The following is a 20,658-nucleotide window of genomic DNA, read 5'->3' on the forward strand; positions in this document are numbered from 1 at the left end:
CACTTTATTTCAGCGAATTCCATCCATTGATTTCGAATCTTAACGCTCTTGGGGTGTACGAGATACTTATTTGTAGAGTACTTTATCTACATTGTATTTCGCACGCATCGTGTTGATGATATAGGTCTCGTAAATTTCGCGATCCACCGGATCTTCAACAACACACACTTCGATGGTGGTTACTTCCTCGCGGTGTGCCTTCATGGGTGATACGGTATCTTCAAAATGCTTTTTGATGCGTGGTCTTAACTTTCGTGCTTTCCCGACAAATAACAACTCACCAGCGGCATTGTAAAACATGAATATCCCGCCCAGTTCCCGGGTAATCAGGTGAAAATCAGTGAATCCATAAATGTGGCTAAGCTGTGGATCAGCCTGCTTCGTGATGGTGACATCTGGTGTTGGCACAGTAATATTAATCAATAGGCTCACTTCCTCATTATCTATAGGCTTACATCCTATCATATATCCCATAAGGACACCATTTCATTCTATATGACGCACAATTCACGCTTTTTTCAACTATTACGACAAATATTTCAAAAAAAAGGTTAACTTCCCTGATTCAAAGTGGTACTATAGGGGTATGAGGAAGAATTTGGGCACTAAGACATATGTCTTTATATCTACTTCCGTCTATTGTACCCTATGATTGATCATCTTTTTCATACTGAATTCTGTTGCGCGCGCATGACAAGAGTACAGTTAGCAAGAACCTAGCCTTATAGAATTTTGATTCATCATCTATTCGACCCTTGCAGCAAGCAAACGTAGAAAGAGCCTAGTTTTACGAAGATAGTATAGAATTGGATTCACCTAGAAAGCATGCAATTATAGCCGTACGAGAGTAAATAGACACACGTAGAAGGACAGGTAGCTATCGATCCTAGAGAGACTAGTCAAGCAACGCCAACTTAGAAAGTTATTGCAGCAGCACTATACAAGATGGATCACGTTTCACCCCAGCCCGGCATGTTGCCAGGGCTTTTTTACATTTGCGCGCAAACAGTCAACCACACCCGCGGGGAAACAGAGGTATCGTGGTTCTTTCTGCTGGGGTTATAATATGGCAAGATAGCAAATAAGGGAGTGATGGGATGTATTCCGATCTGCAATTGACGGAGGACCGCCCTGTATATATACAAGTCAAAGATTATATGAAGCGATTGATGCTTAAAGGCGGCCTGCAAGCCAAACAAAAACTTCCTTCCACCCGCGAACTCAGTACACTCATGAAAGTAAGCCGAAGCACGATTCTGCTGGCCTATGCTGAACTTGAGGAAGAGGGCCTAATCTATGCGGTCAAAGGCAAAGGCAATTACGTTAGCTCCACCATTGATGCACCTGAGTCTACATCCGGGTGGCTGCTGGACTGGAACGAACGTATCAGCGACTACGCAATCCAGGCAGAGCAGTATGATCTGATGAAGCATGGCTCCGGTTCGGAGCGCGGTGAGATTTCTTTTACCAGCATCGCGCCGGATGAGAAGCTGTTCGACATGCACAACGTTAAAAGAGCCTTCCTCGACCGGATGTCGCTTGAAGGCGAAGTGCTGCTGAATTACGGATATGCGAAAGGCTATAGGCCTCTTATGAAGTATTTGTTGCGTTATATGGAAAATAAGGGCGTCGATCTAAGCGGCAAAGATATTCTGATTACCAATGGATTTACGGAAGGCTTCGATCTGGTATTGGGCGCATTGCGCAAAAAAAGCGGTAGAGCCTTATGTGAAAACCCGACACATCACACAGCCGTCAAAAATTTGAGGCTTCATCAATTTCATCTTACTGGTGTGGATATGGAGCCAGATGGTCTGAATCTGCGGCAGCTGGAACGGGAACTCGCGGCAAACCCGTATGATCTGGCCTATCTCGTGCCCTCTTATCACAATCCAACCGGGATCGTTACATCACCCGCCAAACGGGCAGAGATCATTCGGTTGATGAATCAGTACCAGGTGCCGATTATTGAAGACGGCTTTAACGAGGAATTGCGTTATTCGGGTTCCCACGTCTCCCCTCTGATTGCCAGTGTGGGCAAAGGGAACGGGCTGGTGTATCTGGGCAGCTTCTCGAAGGTACTGTTTCCAGGTCTGCGCGTAGGCTGGGTCATTGCGGATGCGGCCTTGATTGATTATCTGGAAAGCATGAAACGGGCGCGCAGCATTCATACGTCGACCCTAGATCAGTCCCTGCTCTATCAGTATCTGAGCAACGGCAATTTCGAGAAATATTTGAAGCGGGCTCGCATGGAATACAAGCGAAAATATGAGCTCGTCGTCCGCTGCTTGCGGCAATATCTGCCGATGTGCCGGGTCTCCGGCGAAGGCGGACTTCACCTGTTCGTACAATTCCCACCCGAATACCGGACGAGAGAGCTACTGACGGCCTGCAAAGCTAAAGGCGTTACCTTCATGCCGGGCGATACCTTTTATCTCGAACCGGGGCAGGGACAACATACAATGCGTTTGGGCTTCTCCCGAGTTAGCGATGAGAATATTCGCAAAGGTATTCGCATTATTGGCGAGACGGTTGCTCAAATGAAATGAGGAGATACACATGAAAGTTGGCGTGATTATGGGTGGCACATCTTCGGAGCGGGATATTTCCCTGCTCACCGGACAGGAGATGATCAACCATCTGGATATACAGAAGTATGAGGTTATTCCAGTGGAGGTCAACAGCAAACGTGATCTCATTGAGAAAGCCGCAGGATTGGATGTGGCACTGCTCGCTCTACACGGCAAATACGGCGAGGATGGTACAATTCAGGGCACGTTGGAGTCGCTTGGCGTTCCGTATACAGGCTGTGGTGTACTCGCGAGCAGCGTATGCATGGACAAAGATATGTCCAAACGACTCATCCAGCATGCGGGTGTACCTACCGGCGAGTGGCTTCAGGTGAGCAGTCTGGATGAACTGTCGTCAGCCACTGTGCAGCAATTAACCTATCCCGTTGTAGTGAAGCCCAATTCAGGTGGCTCCAGCATCGGTACGCAAGTGGTGCAGGAACCCTCGGCTCTTCATGCGGCTGTAGAAGCGGCGCTCGTCTGGGACGAAGTTGTCATGATTGAACAATATATTGAGGGCGAAGAAATTACCTGCGCTGTTCTGGATGGTAAGATGCTTCCTGTTATCTCGATTCGTTCAAATGCTGATTTTTTCGATTATACCTCCAAATATAATGACGGCGGCGCTGATGAGCAGGTCGTTCATTTGCCTGCGGATTTGCATAAACGAGTAGAAGCTGCTGCACTCACCTGTTACCGGGTGCTAAAATGCAGTGTCTATGCCCGGGTGGATATGATGATTCGGGACGGCATGCCCTATGTGCTTGAGGTGAATACGCTCCCGGGGCTTACCCGAAACAGCCTGCTGCCCAAAAGTGCAGCCGCTGCTGGTATTTCCTTTGCCAGTTTGCTGGATTCCATCATTGATCTCTCGTTAAAAGAACGCCAAAAGGAGGCCACACGTTCATGAGCCTAAATGTAACAATTCGTAACAGTTCCCATGAAGATCTGCAGGATATGGTCATTCTTATGGATCAACTCGGTTACCCCACCACGTATGCCGAGATGAAGGAGCGTTATTCGCACATCGCTGCCGATTCAAACTTTGCAACGTTGGTTGCCGAAGTCCGTGGCCGTGTCGTTGGATTAATTGGACTGCAAACATCTTACCTTTATGAAAAAAACGGAAGACACTGCCGCATCATGGCCTTGATCGTACATGACCAGTTCAGAAGCTCCGGCATAGGCCGTCAGCTGATTGAGTCAGCGGAGCAGTGGGCAGCCACTCATGGTGTGGATTCCTTGTCCCTGAACAGCGGCAATCGACCAGATCGTGAAGCTGCACATCAATTCTATCAACAGATGGGCTTTACCGCGGGAAGCACCGGGTTTAGCAAAAAGCCGCAGGCTTTGCAGCATAACTGACTCTGATGACATCATGACGGATTTCAGATGGAATTCACCCTTCTTATAAAATAACAACAATAAAGCCCATTTCCAGCACAAAGGCGGGAAACGGGCTTTTCCTATTACTATGCGAGTAATTCAGCTTTTGGCTTTCATGGACTCATAAGCAGCAAGCAATTCTTCTACAGCCACTCCATTGATTCTCATCCCTGCTACCTCGCACTGTTCCAACTGTACGCCAGAAAGATCGCAGTTATTGAAACGACTGCCTTTGAGGTCACAATGTTCCCAACGCATGGGTACTCTGTCTGGGCCGAGATGTGTATCCTCAAAATGAACGCCGTCCAACGCACAGAACTCAATCTTGCTATCCGTCAAACGCAGGTCAGCCAATAATATGTGAGTCATATTCAGATTGGTAAATTTGCCTCCACTCAGGTTGCAATCGGTCATCCGGATATTCTGAAGATTGCTGGTGCTGAAGCGAACTGAATCCAAATCAGCCTGATAAAATTCATTAACCGACTCACCCTTAACGGTGGATAATTCTTCGAATGGGAGCTGGACTATAGACTCTGTTGTTATGATTTTCTCATATCCATATTCATCTTCAGACGCATAGAGACAGACATAACCCATTTTCTCATAAAAATGATGGTTATCCCTCTGTCTTCCCGAGGTCTCCAGCTTCCATATCCCAATCTCCGGGAATTCGGCCTCAACAAGCCCGATGACCTGTGATCCTATGCCCCGCCCCTGCCAGATGGGGTCAATAAAAATTTTATCCAGCCTCACATGCTTACTCCCCAACACATTTACACTGACTCCACCAATGGCGCAACCATCACATTCTATAACGTAATAATCCCATTCGCGGATCACGTAACTGTGCATTCGAACAGAAGAATAGCCTGGTGGACAAATGTTGCTGTCCAGATCTTCCACTCCCTTAGTCCAAACTTGAATCGCATGGTCAAAGGCTCGGGTGCATATCCCTGCCAGCATAACCGCATCTTCTTGTTGAGCACGCCGTAATTGGATGTTTAATTGATTTTCCATATGTAACACCTCTCTCTGAGGATTTATTTGGGATGACACGACAAAAAGGAGCACCTCCAATTAGAGGCACTCCTCGATTCGTTTCATCATTCAGAAACGCCGGAGCTCCTCGTAATGGTTCAAAAAGAACACACGTATCCCGTTAATGGTCTAACGGAATTTTTTCGGTGTTCTTTCATGAACATTACGAGAAATTTGGCATACTCTGAAATCCCCTCTCAACTTACGGTTTACATACCAATCTTACTTATGGCCGGTCGATGAAAATCCAGCCTGTTTCTTTTTCCTTATCTACAGATGCCCCGAGAGACTCTGCCATAAAGCGCAGCGGGACGTAAGTTTTACCGTTTTTGCCTACATAGGCGGGTTCGACCATCGTTACTTCCTTGCCTGCAACGGTCGCCTTCTTGGAACCTATAGTCAGGACAATCTCATTACCGGTGATATCGTCAATGACGACGATTTTCTCCGATCCTTTGGTCCATTTCACTTCAGCATCCAATTCCTCGGACAGGTAGCGAAGCGGAACAAAGGTTGTATTTTTAACGGTGATTGCGCCATAGGATTCGTCGTCCGGATACAGCATGACATTTTTGCGCGTGATGCCTGCTTCATCTTTTAACAATTGATACACAAGTGAGTTGGAATCAAAATTGTGCAGCATCTGACCTGGCGTGATATCTCCCTGCATCAGATCAATTACGCCTCCCGTTTGGTCCACGGCATCCACAGTCACTGGTCCACCAATATTCCACAGTTCACTGTCACCGTATACGGATACCGATTTAATTGGCAGATCTTCCGAGGCAGGCAACGCTACTTTGAAATCATAGTTTTGTTTGCGAATATTCAGCGCGCTGTCGAGATAAAAGTCCAATTTGAGCTTGGTCTCTGTTCCGAACACCGTCTTCAGTTCAGGCGTTTCGGTCAACAAATTGCTGAGCTCCTTGTCATAATTGGCAAGAATCTCGTCAAGACCACCTTTAATCATTTCATATAACGATGCAACCTCAGCATCCCGTGATTCGCTTATAGCAGAAGGCAGAGCACTGCCGTCGCCAGGATCAACGGAGTTGATTGTAACCATGATAGGATAGAACACATCATACAGATCTCCAATCAGATCCTTGAGCCCTTGCTCATCCTGAGCAACACTGGTTAGAAACGGTTTAACCATGGCAAGCAGCTCTTCACCGCTGATCTCCACATGCAGCTTGGAGAGGCTGAGTGATTCACCGTTAACCGATTCCTGTACCGGGGTTACGGAAATATTTTTCGGGTTAGACAAATGTTTCAGCGCAAAGGTCAGCAATTTCGGGGAAAGCTCCTCGATCTGCTTCTCCAATGCCTTTGTATCTAGCATAGGAAGTGTGTCATCCTCCAAGGATATGTATAGAGGCTTCTGCGCTCCGTCCACATCAATAACCATTTCCGATTTATCCATCGACAGATGGAAAGGTAATTTCTTTCCTTGCATACTCAGTGTACCTTTGACAGACGCCGTGCTGGAGTCCTTCACTTTGGCATCTTCAATATTCAATGAAATGGAATTAATGAGTTCAATCATTTGAAGCGCATCCTCTGCGACGAGGTTCGTTGCAGGTTCAATTTTTATATGCATGGACTGTTTGGATTCACCGGACTTGACGGTTGTACTGTTGACAACGGCCTTGCCAATATCTACACCACCCACGGCCTGACATCCCGTAAGCGCAACCATCATCAAAACGAGTGGTACGGCAATCCACTTCAATAGCTTGTGATTTTTGATACGATCTCCTCCTTAGGAAAAATGTGGTTCACTCCTATTATGAGGGTTACAGGTAATTGTTGTAAACTGAATCGATAAATAAATACCACAAAAAGGCCGAACGACTGTCCGACCTCAGGTATAACGTATAATTTAGCATTACGTGTAGTTGGCTTCAACACATAGCAATATGCATAGTCCAATCATAAACAGCTTGGTTTATTCTCGTTCTTTGCCTTCTGCCTCGTTGTCACTATCCTCATCCGATTCTTTCCCATCGGTACGTGTAGGGGTTTCAAATTGATCCGGCTCGTCGTCTTGAATGGCTTTGTTCTCTTCATTCTGGTCCTGTGTCATATCGCATACCCTCTCTCCTACCGGATTTAGGCACATTCTGTGCCTTGTTTCTATCAATAACCGGAATATTAGTAAATTAAACAGACGAAGGTGCCAACTTAGAAAATATAAAAGACGATCCCATTCCCGCTTGCAGCGGTTGCCTGATACAAAGCTTGAATATCGTCCAGGGTCTGCACGATTTCCTGGAATGTCTCGTCTGCGTCCCAATCCTCCATGACAGGATACACGCCCTCAGCCACCATTTGCTCCAGGCTAAAGCGTTCCTTCAACTCCTCAGGTGTCATCTGTTCTAACGCCATGTACGCTTCAAGCACCTGCTCATTGGTCAACAGAAATAGATCCATATCGGAATAGTTCCCCAAATATTGTTCTCCTGCCATAGGGACCACATATCCCAGAGGAAACTTCCCGTATACCATCTCACCGGTTAATGTAAACTGAATCATCTGCCACATTTTATCAATATCCAGATCGACCGAACAATCATGCACACTGACTTCGCATGACTGAATGGAATCAATCAAATCTTTGGTGACAACAAGATATCTGCCGGACATGCCCATACCCGTATCCCTCCTGTGTATATACTTCTTTTCTTTCCCATTAACCGTGCTTGTTGTACAAGAATCGGGGTAAAGAGGTGGAAAGGAACAATACTCTTCAAGGAGGAACGGATTCCATGAAAAAGTTTGATTACAACCTCAATTACGATGAGCTTGATCTGCGCAAGCAGCCTGAACTGTATACCGTTGGCCGGGGAGAGCAAGGCGTATTAATGGTGGAGCCCTACAAAAGCGAAATTTTACCGCATTGGCGGTTCAAAACACCCGAGATTGCGACAGAATCCTCGCAGAAGATCTATGAATTATTTTTGGAGTATAAGAAAATGGATGACTTTGTCGGTATGGATATGGCACGCAAGTTTCTGCAGATGGGTTACACGCGGGCAAGGCGTTATACGAATCATAAAGGTGGACGCAAATATTCGAAAGAGGACGGCTCCATCCTGCCTTATCAGAATGATGAGGTAAAGGCTGAATCAGCAGCCATTTTTAAAGCCCAATGGGAGATCGCCAAAACGGACCCGGACTATGTGAAAATGAAGAAGGAGCATCGGGAGAAGTACGAGTCGGAGAAGGCGCAGTAACATGGGTGAACATACTTCTTTATTTTGAAATTGAGTTGGAGGTATTAGATTATCTGTCGGATCTGTCATATATTAGTTGACTTCTGGTAACATTTGTATCAAAATCTAGCTTGTTACTGTCAACAGCTTACAATGACTTTGAAGAAAAGAGGCAATCTGAAATATGGCAGATTCTATCATTCATCTGAACACAGGCCAGAATACCAACATCAATGAAGCGGCCCAGATTCACGTAACCATTCAAAGTGCTTCAGCACCCTCCGCTTTGGATGCAAGCTGTTTTATGGTTAACGAAGGGGGACAAGTACCCTCGGACGATTACTTTGTTTTTTATAATCAGAATAGTGATCCCCACCAGAGCGTTATCCTTCAACATGCAGAAGATCTCAAGTCATCCTTCGTGCTGGATACCAGCAAATTACGCCAAGCTCCTATAGAAAAATGTGTCTTCACCGCTACGCTTGATGCGGGGGGAACCTTCTCAAATGTTCAGAAATGCCAAGCTATTGTAAGAGCAGGTTCACAACAAATTACATACGAGATCACCCAAGCCACGGCTGAAACAGCACTAATTTTTATAGAAATCTATAAGCATCGTGACGGATTTAAGGTTCGCGCCATCGGACGCGGATTTTTTGGAGGTCTGCAACCACTTGCCGAGTCGTTTGGAGTCAAAATTGAAACTGATAGTGACGCCAAGTCTGAATCAGCCGCATCCGTAGAGTCAAAAGCATCTGCTCCTGCACCAGACAAGAATCCCGCACCCCTGAATTTGACGAAAATAGATCTGCTTAAACGTAAAGTTACATTGTCTCTGGAAAAGAAAAAGCTCGCTCCTATACAGGCGCGTGTAGCCGTGGTATTTGACGCTTCAGGATCCATGTATAGTCTATATCGCAAAGGTATAGTGCAACAAGCATTTGAACGGATATTGGCAATCGCCTCAGCGTTTGATGATAATGGCGAACTAGACGTATGGTTTTTTGCAAAAGACTTTTTACGTGCACCTAGTGTCACTGCCCGAGATTTTGAAAATTACATTGATCGCACGTATACCCTTGGAAGTAAAGGTGGTACTAATAATGAACCTCCAGTAATGGAGGATGTTATTCGTAAATACACGATTGAGGAGCCTAATGTAAGGATTCCCACTTATATTATTTTTTTCAGCGATGGTGGAGTTAGTCAAAAGGGGAAAATTATGCGACTTATTACTGAAAGTTCATACAAAAATTTGTTCTGGCAATTTGTTGGCCTGGGAAAAGCAAATTACGGTATTTTGGAAAAGCTCGATGACATGTCTGGACGCTTTATTGATAACGCTAACTTTTTTGCTCTGGATGATATCTCTAAGATCAGCGATGAAGAATTATATGACCGGCTTCTTAGTGAATTTCCGGATTGGATAAAGGAAGCAAAATCCAAAGGTATTCTTGCATAAACTGCTCGTTTTCTATGTAAATCATATATCCAATCAAAGTTCTCTTTGTTTTTAAAGACGCTGCCAGTGAGCCTTCCCGCTGGTAGCGTCTTTTTGCTTTGGTACAATTAAGCCTGTGCCTTTTGCGGTTTACCGCTCTTCGACCGAGGTTTAAGCATGCCCCCTACGATCCGCAGCATTTGTCTGCGCGGCATAAGGCGGGCCAACTGGGCCGTCCAGTAATTGGATGCCCCTGGCACAGCATACGGCTTGCCTGACTCCAATGCCTTCATCGCCACTTCGACAACATGCTCGGGTGTATCCCGTTTGCCTACCGAGGCCTCTTCGGCTCCTACTACATCAAAGAATGAGGTATCGGTTGAGCCAGGGCATAGAGCCAAAAACTTAACGCCTCGCTTCCGGTTCTCTTCATACAATGCCTCTGTAAAAGAAAGAACGAAAGATTTCGTAGCCCCATATACAGCCATGTATGGATCAGGTTGAAAAGCAGCCGTTGAAGAAACGTTAATGATCGTACCGTTCCGTTTTTGCAGCATACCTGGCAAGAAAAGATGGGTCATGTTCATGACTGCGAGTACATTCAGCATAATCTCTTCCTGCTGCCGTGCACCATCCACCTGCTCAAACATTCCATGCGTGGCAAATCCCGCATTGTTGATTAATACATTGACCTGTATGCCCCGATTCATACATTCCTCATAAACGTGTTGTGGTGCATCCGCTTGGGATAGATCCGCTACAATCACTTCCGTCTTCACTTGATAGGTTCGCTCAATCCGTTCGGCCAGTTGACGCAATTTGGACTCCGATCGAGCCACCAAGACCACATGTTTTCCTTTTGAAGCCATCTCCAATGCAAAAGTCTGCCCAATTCCTGAAGAAGCCCCCGTAATGAGTACCCATTGATTTTGAACTTGTTTCATATCTCATCCACCCTTTTCTCGAACAGTTGTTTTTTATTAGAAACAATGTTTCCTATTGAAATCATCGTACTCTCTTGTCTTCTTACTGTCAACTTCTTTTGTTCATTTGACGATTTCCAGCGTAAAACAGTAGAATGACGATAAGAAACACGGTTTCCGTTAAACAACAATATGGATGTATGAGGATGAGATAGATGAAAGATCACAATTCGGGTTCCAAACAATCCGCTCACACGGTCACTACCTTTCAGGAAGCCAGACTTCAGCACTCCGAAAACCTGCGCCAAAATATTGTGCATGCTGCCGCGTCTTTGCTGCAAGAGCACGGTCCAGAAGCCGTCACGGTTCGGCGCGTGGCAGAACGAATGGAGTGCTCCACCAAAATCATATATAACCTCTTCGGCAAAAAAGAAGGGTTAGCCAAATACCTATACATGGAGGGGTGCGCCCTCCTGTCCCAATCGTTTGAATCTGTGCCTCAGCAAGCATCATTCGAGACATATTTTCGTGACCTCGCTTATGCCTACTGGGATTTCGGGATCTCACAATCCAGCTTCTATCAGCTGATGTTTGGCGGTTCATTTGCAGAATTCAAACCTGATGCAGAGAGTCTGCAAGGAACGGCGACTGCTCTCAAACAAATCACGGCCCTGGTTGCGGCCGCAATGGAGCAGGGAAAGCTTCAGGAGAACGATCTCCTGCTTGCAGTCCGCATGATCTGGGCCCCTCTGCATGGTGTCATCCATCTGTATCTGGGAGGCCATATTGAGAGTGAAGAAGCCGCCAAAAGGCTATATGATCATACGTTGTCCATGGTTGTTCTCTCCCTTGTTGGAGTATCTGCGAAATGATAAGCATTGATCTAATCTTATAAAACAAACGAAAAGGAGCATGCCTAGGCGTAATATACCTGGCATGCTCCTTTTCTTGCTTTAATCTATCTTCTGTATCGGATTTCAGCCGATTTAACATGTTTACTGATTCTCAGCTTCCCAACGCGAAATTTCAGCACGCACTTTCGGTGCTACCTCTTTGCCGAGCAACTCTATGGCTCTCATTACATCCTCATGCGGCATCGTGCCCAGGGGAGTGTGTAACATGAAGCGTGTGATACCGACTTCTTTGCGCAGGTAGATGATCTTCTGAGCAACAGTATCTACATCACCTACATACAGTGCGCCTTCCAGACTGCGTGCCGCGTCAAAGGTGGCACGGCTATAGTGTCCCCAACCACGTTCACGGCCCAACATATTCATTGTAGCCTGAGCTGGCGGGAAGAATTTCTCTACCGCTTCATCGGTTGTATCCGCAATGAACCCGTGAGAATGAGAAGCCACAGTCAGTTTGGATGCGTCGTGCCCTGCATGTGCCGCTGCTTTTTTGTATAGCTCCACCAATAGTGCGAATTGAACGGGGCGACCACCAATAATGGCGAGTACCAGCGGTAATCCAAGCAGACCTGCGCGGACAACCGATTCCTGGTTACCGCCACTGCCAATCCATACCGGAAGTTTTTCCTGTACCGGACGCGGGTAAATGCCCAGATTATTAAAGGAAGGGCGGTGCTTGCCTTCCCAAGTTACCTTTTCAGAATCACGCAGCTTCAGGAGCAGCTCCAATTTCTCGTCGAATAGTTCATCGTAGTCGTTCAAATCGTAACCAAACAAAGGGAAGGATTCAATAAACGACCCCCGTCCTGCCATAATCTCCGCACGCCCATTCGAAATGCCGTCCAGTGTTGCAAAATCCTGAAATACCCGCACCGGATCAGCCGAAGATAGCACCGTTACAGCGCTCGTTAGGCGAATGCGTTTGGTCTGTGAAGCTGCTGCGGCCAGAATGACAGCTGGTGATGAAGCGGCATAGTCAGAACGGTGATGCTCACCCACGCCATATACATCCAGCCCCACCTGATCCGCCAAAACAATCTCTTCTACGACGTCGCGAATACGCTGCGCATGACTTATAAGTTCTCCTGTATTTACATCCGGGTTTGTCTCTACAAAAGTACTAATTCCGATTTCCATTGTCTGTTCCTCCTTATTATGAAGCGATCCGTTCCTCATCTAACCTATTGTAAGTATATCACCTTTTGTTATTTACCTTAATATTGAACTATTTTGATGAAAAATACAAGTGCCCCCTGTTATCCAGAGGGCACTTTTTATTTTTCTAAATAAATTCTTTATCTATACTTAGTTCCATTACATTCGCATTAATTACAATACATAGAGTCCAGTAACTTGGTGTAAACATACTCTATTCCACCTACGCCTCTAATAATATCAACCTCATCATTCTCTTCAGGAACCATACCTATTTCCTGGACAATGTCTGCATTTAGCATGTACTGGCTGATCCTGTGTCGAGCAGGACTTTCTCTAAATAGAGCACTTCTCCTCTAAACGTAAGCTGTAAGCTTATAAAAGGCAGACCATATATCTCCGAGATTTTCATCGGGGACCTCTTATCCCAACGTACCGCTCTCTCGCCACAACTTCTGGACGAGAAGTATGAAAAAAACAATATTCCCTTCTTGGATCTTCCTGATGCAATTCACTGTATCGTTTTAATGCTTGTGTGGAATCATCAAATGAATCAATAACCGCCATCTCTTCAATATAACGCTGGCCTTCCCTAGAATGTGCCTTGGTTGCCTCAAAAACGACCCATTCGTTAGGGAATCGATCCTGAACTTCCTTCCATTGCATAGTGACACCTCCAGCACGCTATTTGATCCCATTATACCATGTTCCATGATCAATCCAATTGAAATGGTAAGCTCCCTTTTCCATTTATAAAGAGCAATCATTCTTCTCCAAATCCAATGATTTCATGATTATTTTCTTCTCCCGATGTACAGCAGATGCGACGAGATTCCCAATATCGACGGGTCTTTGGCCGCCTCAATCATGTACTGGATCAGCTCATCGTATTCCCCGCGTTCTTTCCAATATTGTTGCTGCTCTTCCGTGAGCATAGCTCTCAGACTGGACGATCCAATCAGGTCTACCGTCTCAAATCCGTTCTGCTCCATAAATGGGTTAATATCCTGAATGTTAAAATAGTACGCCCCCGTAAACCGTCCCTGATCCGGATGATCGAACGTCCCCTTTTCCACAAAAGACCGGATGGCTTCCATGTGGTCATGTGGTTTCCATTGCTGCGGGAATTGCAAAGAAGTAATGCCCATTCGCGTTCGGCTCTGCATCGCTACAAAGACGATTCCTCCACGCTTGGTAACCCGATGCAGCTCCCGTACCGCAGCCACTCGTTCTTCTTCCACCTGCAAATGATATAACGGTCCCAGCATCAAAGAGGCATCATATGCCTCATCTGCAATACCGTTCAGATGGGTCGCATCCAATACGTGAAATCCGTCAAACTGCTGTGTCAGATCCAATTCCTTCGCCTTCTGCTGAGCTATATCAACAGATCCAGGGGTCAGGTCTGACAGCGTGACACGGTATCCGAGTTTGGCAAGCTCCATCGCATATTTTCCGGGTCCTGCACCGTTGTCCAGCACAAGTCCGGTTGCCGGGAGTGACGCTCGGATATAATGCATATTAATGATGAACTCCAGCGGTTCCCGGTCTAACCTACCCCACTCGTCAAATCTGGAATAATAGTCAATCACACGCGATCTTTCCATGATTCTGCACCTGCCTTTTTTCAACATTAAAGGCCATATAAAAAAAAACAAAAACCTGCCACCTCAACTAAGAGGCGACAGGTCTGACCTTCGCGGTACCACTCTTCTTGATCCATGAACAGGATTGGAAACAACATTCACCAACCTATCCTGCCATAGCATCTCAGGACCTGATGACGGAGGTTAACCGTCAGAATCTACACGAAGTCAGGGATATAGCATCATTTTCAACATCCAGCCCTTCGTGCGCTAAATGAATGACGATACTTACGTAACTACGATTCGATCCTGCTGCTCACAGGTGAGTTAGGGGAAGGTTGGACTGCCTTGCACCATAGCGACAGTTCTCTGGACCAAACCTTGAGCCTTATTACTCCTGATCATTGCGTTTGACTGTTAAATTTTATCCAGTATATTACTTCTAAATATTTCCTGTCAATTCTTATTTTCCAATGAGTTACAGATCTTTTCTTGCCTCAAATACGCCAAGCAGCTCTATTTCTTTTTCTCTTCCAGTTGAACAGCCACTTCACGTTCAGGTTCCTCTGTGCTGTACATCCATGGATATACGATTGCCGTATCCGATGTGTACTTCTCATAGCGATCAATGCCCAGGTTTTTTCCGTCACCGGCAAATTGAGTTTTGGCCGGAGTACCATAACTTCGTTTTCCTTTCTGGATCGTATAAGTCTGATTAATTCCACCAAAATGCAGATCATCACTATATCTCTCCACGTACAAATCACCGTCCTTACGGTAATATGTCCAATGGATTATAGATCCGCCCAGATTTGAATCAAGATACTGTGGTTTTTCACTAATCGCTGATAACGTAACTGGCTCGAATTCACCCTCAAAATAATTGACTTTATGATGGGCATAAAGGGTCATTGGTGTATCTAGATTAATTTCCAGACCAGCGCTCACTTCAAAACGTAGTTCCGGTTCATGCTTCGAATCCTCTGACAGCCATACTCCTCCATCTAGCTGGGCGCCATTCACATCAAGTGTGTATCTCAAATAGGGTAGTTGCAAGAACTTTTCATTATGAGCAAGGGTCAACCTGATTTGGGTAGGTGTAATGATGGCTTCCTTAACGATCACTCTATCCGATTGCTGATCCAGAGGGGTATTCAGTACTCTTTTACTCGTACCACTAAGCATCTCTGTTTTATCCAGACGTATATCGATATCAAGCGATTGATCCATTTTGCCCTCTTCTTTACTGTAAGCCAATACATAAGATGATGCTTGTTGCTTCAACGTCTCCAGGTTATAGAACTGTTCTGATATATATTCACCATGTTCTCCCGGCTTGCCATGTATGCCCGCTGAATTCCCCTCCAACGTCTGTCCTTTCTGATCGTATATCTTTAAATAAGGAAAGGCATAGTCACGAACCTCCGGCTGATCAAAGGTTAATGATGTAGACAACATCATCTTGTTTTCTTTCTCGTTGAATGCACTCACTACAAGTGTATCCAAACCATCCTTGTTGATATTGAAAACTTTTGAATGCTGCTGAGAAAGATCTAGGGTAATTTCTTTCTCTTCGGGAACTAATATTTGGATTCCACCTACCGTGAAGTTAACATTCGCTTCATTTCCTGATGGTGTCCACTCTGTCTCAAAATAACCCTTAAACTCTCCATCGGTCTGATCAAGAACATGATAGTACCTGCCTTCGATTAGCTTGCCACTCTCATCCCTCAGGCCAATAGAAGGGAATCTTACGGTATCACCTTCAAACTTACCAGGGTTCAGGGTATACAAAATAACCGTGCGATTATCATCGGAAAAGGCTGTATCCAGAGTTAATGTTACCCCTTTTACTGTCACGGACTGATTCAGTTTCTGTCCAAGTCCCTTATGCAGAGCATTCTGGATACCACTGCGGTGATTTAAAAGATCACCCCAATTAAAGTGGACTGCTGCATATACCGGCGTCGCCATGAGAATAACTGCAGCGGTTCCGATCAGTGCAGTCTTTTTCCATTTGAAGTGTTGTGGCACATGTGCTTTATTCTCTGATACATGAAGTTCAGGGTAACGCTCCTGATCCTGTCGAATCTGATCCCACATGGCATCGAAATCGGGATAGCGAATATCCGCATCATTTTTCAGATGACGAGACAACAGATTTTCCGTATGCTTCACTATACATTTCCCCTTTCTGATGTTGCTTTCTGGCTTGATCCCATTTTTTCCTAAGCAATCGAATTCCCTTATAAACTCTTGGCTTCACCGTGCCCAGTGGTACTTCCAGAATCTCTGCAGCTTCGGATAAACTTAATTCATTCATATAACGCAGCAGAATCGCTGAACGTATTTTCTCAGGCAGCTCATGAACCCATTGTGCCCAGACTTCGGACTCCTCGACATGCTCGATTAACGTATCAACCGGATCAGCGGTCCGTTGAGGAGTGAGGATAAACTGCTTTTTCTCCCGCTGCTTGGCTGTGCGTTCCTTCTTCAGAAAGTTAAGACAATGATTCACCGTAATTCTCATCAGCCATGTCTTCATGTATTCAACATTCTGCCAATCCTGACGAAACACCGTAATAAAGACATCGTGGCATACATCTTCTGCATCTTGAGCATGGTGGAGCATGTAGTAACAGGTTCGGTACACATCCTTGTTGTACATTTCAAACAATTCCTTTTCGTTCAAAAGCTTTACCTCCTCTCTCTGCATCAGCCTTTTCAAATCTATAGACAAAGCCGATCCTTCAAAGGTTCATTCCTACCCTTTCTCCACAAAACAAAAAAGAACCTTCACTTCCACAGCTTTGCAGAAATGAACGTTCTTTATGGCTTTTAAGATCAGGCCGTAGCTGGCTAGCCAGCGTTACCTAAACCAGGTTTGCTAGATTTTTTTCACAAACTCGGACTTCAGCTTCATCGCGCCCAGGCTGTCAATTTTGCAGTCGATGTCATGATCACCGTCAATCAGACGAATGTTTTTGACTTTGGTGCCTTGCTTAACCACCAGCGAGCTGCCTTTTACCTTCAGATCCTTAATGACCGTAACGGTATCGCCATCATTCAGGACATTACCGTTCGAATCGCGTACTACTTTCGTTTCTTCCGCATTCTCTTGTTCAGACACTGGCGCCCATTCGTGCGCACACTCTGGACACACCAACAAATTACCGTCCTCGTAAGTATATTCGGAATTACATTTGGGGCAGTTAGGCAAATTAGACATATGTATTAAACTCTCCATTCATTTTGTGGCTTTCTCGCAAGTATACGGGAATACAGTCCATTCTTCCACATGAGGAAGAGGTTAATGATTTTAAACTAAATTTAAGATTACCCCGCCCCCTGATTTAAGGAAGGCTCCTTATACTGAAGTTCAAGAAGAAAAATTCTGGAATATCACCCTGAAATACTATCCTTAAGTGTCATGTTTCACACAAATTGTACACATACACATATACATTTCCGATAAAAGGAGTTTCTGCTCATGTCTCCCTATGTTTTTCCTGTCCAAACGGCATTCCTGATTTTTGTCATCATCGCCATGTTTCTGATGGTACCCTGGTTAATCTACGGATATCGGAAAGATGGATTTTTTAGCTGGTCGCGATTTGCAATCAGCTTTTCATTTATTTTCTACCTGCTAGCTGCATACTGCCTGGTTATTCTTCCTTTCCCGACCACTCGTAACACATGTGCGCAGCAGGCAGCGGATACCGTATATTACAACCTTGTTCCATTCACCTTTGTGAAAGATATTATGAAAGAAACACCGATCGTGTGGTCACAGCCTGCCAGCTATATTGGAATGATTCAGGGCAGAGCTTTTCTGCAGGTTCTGTTCAACGTCATGCTTCTCATGCCACTTGGCGTGTACATCCGGTATTTTTGGCAAAAGAGATCGTACTGGAAACAGGCTTTGTTAAGCGGATTTGGCTTGTCCCTGTTCTTTGAGGTTACCCAGATCACCGGCTTCTACGGTTATTACGATTGTCCGTATCGGTTGTTTGATGTGGATGACCTGCTGCTGAATACTACAGGAACGGTACTTGGATTTTTCGCGGCACCCATCATACTTGCCTTATTCCCATCTCGTGCGAGCATTCAGGCGAAGAGCGAGCAGATCCTGGAACAAAACAAGGTCTATCCTGTACCTCAATTGATTGCGCTTATCATTGACGGTGTAGTTGTCGTGTTCCTGTCCAATCTGATGTCCATTTTTAACTGGAGTAATACAAATGCCATCATCAGCACGCTAAATACGATGATTGCCATGCTGTTTGTATTTTTCTTTATTCCATCATTGCGAAATGGAAAAACTCCGGGGTCAGCTCTGATGCGATTCAGATATGTTAACCGGAAAACTGGCGAACCTTCCAGCACATCCCTTTTCAAAAGGTTACTTGCACTTTACGTCCCTTGGCTTTTTGTAACCTTTGCTCAACTCATAACGGATTATGCCTTTCTGAACGAAAACGTGATGCTTGAACCTTATAAGGTATGGATCTCTGTCGGAATCTTTGGTCTGCATGGACTTATTCTCTTGGTATTGTTCGTTCATGTCATGCTGGTGCTGTTCTCTCGCGGAAAGCGAGCCTTCTATTGTGATGATGTATCCAATACAAGAGCATCTCGAAAATAGATTTTGGACTCACTCAACCCACAACACAGCAGTTAAGGGTGAAAAATAGTACGTCCATAGAGGTTCGCCGAAAAAAGTCAGCAGGTTCGATCCATCATAAAAAAAGGTGTAGCTTCGTCCTCCAATGACGAGCCACACCTTTTGATTGTTGAATAATGAAGTTCCGATCGGATTAAACTATAGCCCTAGCAGCTCCCGTTTGGAAGCTTCCGGGTCGTGAACCAATTGCACTTCATGATTGAGAATCAGCGTAGCCCGATTGTCTTCGTAGGCAGGCCAATTCACTCCCGCCGTCTCGGGCTTGCCCTGCTTGGCGAATGAAATCCAGGCATCCTGGACCTTACCCGCAAGTTTTGCTGCTGCGGCATCCGGTTCCGCATTCATAAATTTCAGCACAGGCAATGTATTAAAAGCAAAGAAAATATCGATGCTATGAATTGATTTTTGCAGCAGTGGATGCTCCGGCATGACCCAATCGAACCGATACATCCATACAGGTGCATGTTTCTGCTGCGCAGCCGCATATTGCACTGCCGAGCGCCAGAAGAACAGATCGGTCATCGCTTGGGCTTGACCATCTGCAGTCTTGGGATAACTGTCCGCAATCGCAGCCCGGTTCTCCAGATCAGGTGTCATAAAATCAACAGCCTTCACCATGTTGATCTCTTCAGAGTAAGGCACATGAGGCTGAATGAACAATGAGCCTTCATGTAAAGTGGTTCCGATAAGTACAGGGATATCCTGTGCCGCACCCTCTTCTACCGCCTGAAGTGGTGCCTTCGGAAGTGTAACTCCATCCAGTACCGGCTGGAACAACAGGGCCATGCCAGCACCGCTTTGTTGTTTCACCGCCTCGCCAGCAGCAATGATTTGCTCCACGGGAATGGTTTTGAGTTTTTGCAGCTCGTCTGCCGATACACCCAGAACCTTCAGCATGCCATCACGAATGGCCGATGCCTGCTCTGCTGGCACAACTTGTGAAGCTCCACTTTGCATAATAGCCCGATGGAACAATCCCTTTGCAGCCGGCATCGCCATCAAAGCCGCAATACTCATACTGCCCGCAGATTCTCCAAAAACAGTGACATTACGCGAGTCACCGCCAAAAGCCTCGATGTTGTCCTGCACCCATTGCAGTGCAGCAATCTGATCGAGTAAACCTACATTGGATGCAAAACCCTCTCCAAGGGGAGCCATATGCAAGAAACCAAGTGGCCCCAGGCGGTAATTGATCGTTACGACGATAACGTCTCCCCGGAGGACGAGTTGAGTCCCATCGTACATCGGCTGGCTGCCAGCACCTGATACGAATGATCCGCCATGAATCCATACCATAACTGGAAGTGGGTCCTTGCTTTCTTGTTCAGGTGCCCAGATATTCAGGTAAAGGCTATCTTCCGATTCCACCGGAGGCTGTCCCGATATGCCCTCCGTTTGAGGATGTCTTGGCTGTATATTTTCAGGACCGAATTGCTTCGCCTCTCTGACTCCATCCCAATTCTCAGGTGGAACGGGAGCCTGGAAGCGCAATTCACCCATGGGGGGCTTGGCATAAGGGATACCTTTCCATACGCTCACTCCATGCAGAAGCTCTCCTTGAACCGTACCGTATCGGGTGTTCACTTGAAGTTCTCTCATGCGTTCTATACATCCTCTCTACTAATCGATAGTTCCAGCTTACGACTGGTGTTGCTCAGATCCGAATGTAACTTTCGCGAAAAATAACTTATACTGCTTCAACGCCTTTTCGTTACGTAATGGTAGGCGCGTTTCCACTTATTTGAG

20 protein-coding genes are annotated in these 20,658 nt (G+C 45.7%); 7 read left to right on the forward strand and 13 right to left on the reverse strand.

All coding sequences use genetic code 11. The features are described 5' to 3' along the window. Positions 1–66: 66 nt before the first annotated feature. Positions 67–423 carry a nucleotide excision repair endonuclease gene (locus tag P5G61_RS09180; protein WP_301246175.1) on the reverse strand — a complete coding sequence of 119 codons (357 nt, stop codon included), beginning with the start codon at positions 421–423 and terminating at the stop codon, positions 67–69. A gap of 674 nt (positions 424–1,097) precedes the next feature. Here P5G61_RS09180 and pdxR point away from each other — a divergent pair. From pdxR to P5G61_RS09195, 3 genes are read left to right on the forward strand one after another with little or no spacing between them, the layout of a single operon-like run. After that, positions 1,098–2,549 (forward strand): MocR-like pyridoxine biosynthesis transcription factor PdxR, encoded by a 1,452-nt coding sequence (gene pdxR, locus P5G61_RS09185; RefSeq protein WP_301246176.1) that lies wholly within the window; start codon positions 1,098–1,100, stop codon positions 2,547–2,549. A 10-nt stretch (positions 2,550–2,559) separates the two neighbouring features. Next, positions 2,560–3,480, forward strand: a complete 921-nt coding sequence (locus P5G61_RS09190) for a D-alanine--D-alanine ligase (protein WP_301246177.1) — start codon at positions 2,560–2,562, stop codon at positions 3,478–3,480. Beyond that, positions 3,477–3,935, forward strand: coding sequence for a GNAT family N-acetyltransferase (locus P5G61_RS09195; RefSeq protein WP_301246178.1), 459 nt, complete (start codon positions 3,477–3,479; stop codon positions 3,933–3,935). Before P5G61_RS09190 ends, P5G61_RS09195 begins: the two co-directional genes overlap by 4 nt. A 120-nt stretch (positions 3,936–4,055) precedes the next feature. Here the strand turns inward: P5G61_RS09195 and P5G61_RS09200 are convergent, their stop codons facing one another. The 4 genes from P5G61_RS09200 to P5G61_RS09215 all read right to left on the reverse strand — a co-directional run bounded on the left by P5G61_RS09200 (position 4,056) and on the right by P5G61_RS09215 (position 7,649). Continuing rightward, the gene (locus tag P5G61_RS09200; protein ID WP_301246179.1) at positions 4,056–4,976 is read right to left on the reverse strand and encodes a GNAT family N-acetyltransferase; all 921 of its coding nucleotides are present in this window, start codon (positions 4,974–4,976) and stop codon (positions 4,056–4,058) included. A 247-nt stretch (positions 4,977–5,223) separates the two neighbouring features. Continuing rightward, the gene (locus P5G61_RS09205; protein WP_301246180.1) at positions 5,224–6,729 is read right to left on the reverse strand and encodes a copper amine oxidase N-terminal domain-containing protein; all 1,506 of its coding nucleotides are present in this window, start codon (positions 6,727–6,729) and stop codon (positions 5,224–5,226) included. Between the two features lie 216 nt (positions 6,730–6,945). Further along, complete coding sequence (locus tag P5G61_RS09210) at positions 6,946–7,083, reverse strand: hypothetical protein (RefSeq protein WP_179132740.1); 138 nt, start codon at positions 7,081–7,083, stop codon at positions 6,946–6,948. A gap of 98 nt (positions 7,084–7,181) precedes the next feature. Then, on the reverse strand, positions 7,182–7,649 hold the full coding sequence (locus tag P5G61_RS09215; RefSeq protein ID WP_301246181.1) for a YfbM family protein: 468 nt from the start codon (positions 7,647–7,649) through the stop codon (positions 7,182–7,184). Positions 7,650–7,765: 116 nt separating this feature from the next. Between P5G61_RS09215 and P5G61_RS09220 the strand changes: the two genes are divergently transcribed. Both P5G61_RS09220 and P5G61_RS09225 read left to right on the forward strand, forming a co-directional pair. Beyond that, positions 7,766–8,233, forward strand: coding sequence for a DUF4385 domain-containing protein (locus P5G61_RS09220; protein ID WP_301246182.1), 468 nt, complete (start codon positions 7,766–7,768; stop codon positions 8,231–8,233). Between the two features lie 163 nt (positions 8,234–8,396). Then, positions 8,397–9,674, forward strand: coding sequence for a VWA domain-containing protein (locus P5G61_RS09225; RefSeq protein ID WP_301246183.1), 1,278 nt, complete (start codon positions 8,397–8,399; stop codon positions 9,672–9,674). A gap of 107 nt (positions 9,675–9,781) precedes the next feature. Here the strand turns inward: P5G61_RS09225 and P5G61_RS09230 are convergent, their stop codons facing one another. Continuing rightward, positions 9,782–10,597, reverse strand: a complete 816-nt coding sequence (locus tag P5G61_RS09230; protein ID WP_301246184.1) for an SDR family NAD(P)-dependent oxidoreductase — start codon at positions 10,595–10,597, stop codon at positions 9,782–9,784. A 194-nt stretch (positions 10,598–10,791) separates the two neighbouring features. Here P5G61_RS09230 and P5G61_RS09235 point away from each other — a divergent pair, with 194 nt between their 5' ends. Then, positions 10,792–11,448 carry a TetR/AcrR family transcriptional regulator gene (locus tag P5G61_RS09235; protein ID WP_301246185.1) on the forward strand — a complete coding sequence of 219 codons (657 nt, stop codon included), beginning with the start codon at positions 10,792–10,794 and terminating at the stop codon, positions 11,446–11,448. 123 nt (positions 11,449–11,571) lie between these two features. Here P5G61_RS09235 and P5G61_RS09240 read toward each other — a convergent pair whose 3' ends face one another. From P5G61_RS09240 to P5G61_RS09265, 6 genes are all read right to left on the reverse strand, one after another. Further along, entirely contained in the window at positions 11,572–12,624 is a 1,053-nt protein-coding gene (locus P5G61_RS09240; protein WP_301246186.1) for an LLM class flavin-dependent oxidoreductase, read from the reverse strand. 426 nt (positions 12,625–13,050) lie between these two features. After that, entirely contained in the window at positions 13,051–13,308 is a 258-nt protein-coding gene (locus P5G61_RS09245; RefSeq protein WP_079348175.1) for a hypothetical protein, read from the reverse strand. Between the two features lie 128 nt (positions 13,309–13,436). Next, the gene (locus P5G61_RS09250) at positions 13,437–14,249 is read right to left on the reverse strand and encodes a class I SAM-dependent methyltransferase (protein WP_301246187.1); all 813 of its coding nucleotides are present in this window, start codon (positions 14,247–14,249) and stop codon (positions 13,437–13,439) included. Between the two features lie 495 nt (positions 14,250–14,744). After that, a complete protein-coding gene (locus tag P5G61_RS09255; RefSeq protein WP_301246188.1) occupies positions 14,745–16,406 on the reverse strand; it encodes a DUF4179 domain-containing protein in 1,662 nt (553 codons plus the stop codon). After that, positions 16,363–16,920, reverse strand: coding sequence for an RNA polymerase sigma factor (locus P5G61_RS09260; protein ID WP_301246189.1), 558 nt, complete (start codon positions 16,918–16,920; stop codon positions 16,363–16,365). The genes P5G61_RS09255 and P5G61_RS09260 overlap by 44 nt, the downstream gene beginning before the upstream one ends. 195 nt (positions 16,921–17,115) lie before the next feature. Continuing rightward, on the reverse strand, positions 17,116–17,457 hold the full coding sequence (locus tag P5G61_RS09265; protein ID WP_094937374.1) for a zinc ribbon domain-containing protein YjdM: 342 nt from the start codon (positions 17,455–17,457) through the stop codon (positions 17,116–17,118). A 261-nt stretch (positions 17,458–17,718) separates the two neighbouring features. Between P5G61_RS09265 and P5G61_RS09270 the strand changes: the two genes are divergently transcribed. Then, complete coding sequence (locus tag P5G61_RS09270; RefSeq protein WP_301246190.1) at positions 17,719–18,873, forward strand: VanZ family protein; 1,155 nt, start codon at positions 17,719–17,721, stop codon at positions 18,871–18,873. A 177-nt stretch (positions 18,874–19,050) separates the two neighbouring features. On the opposite strand, the gene P5G61_RS09275 is transcribed toward P5G61_RS09270, so the two are convergent. Further along, positions 19,051–20,511 carry a carboxylesterase/lipase family protein gene (locus P5G61_RS09275; RefSeq protein ID WP_301246191.1) on the reverse strand — a complete coding sequence of 487 codons (1,461 nt, stop codon included), beginning with the start codon at positions 20,509–20,511 and terminating at the stop codon, positions 19,051–19,053. Between the last annotated feature and the right edge of the window lie 147 nt (positions 20,512–20,658).

The sequence above is a fragment of the Paenibacillus vandeheii genome, from assembly GCF_030433635.1.
Classification (GTDB): domain Bacteria; phylum Bacillota; class Bacilli; order Paenibacillales; family Paenibacillaceae; genus Paenibacillus; species Paenibacillus vandeheii.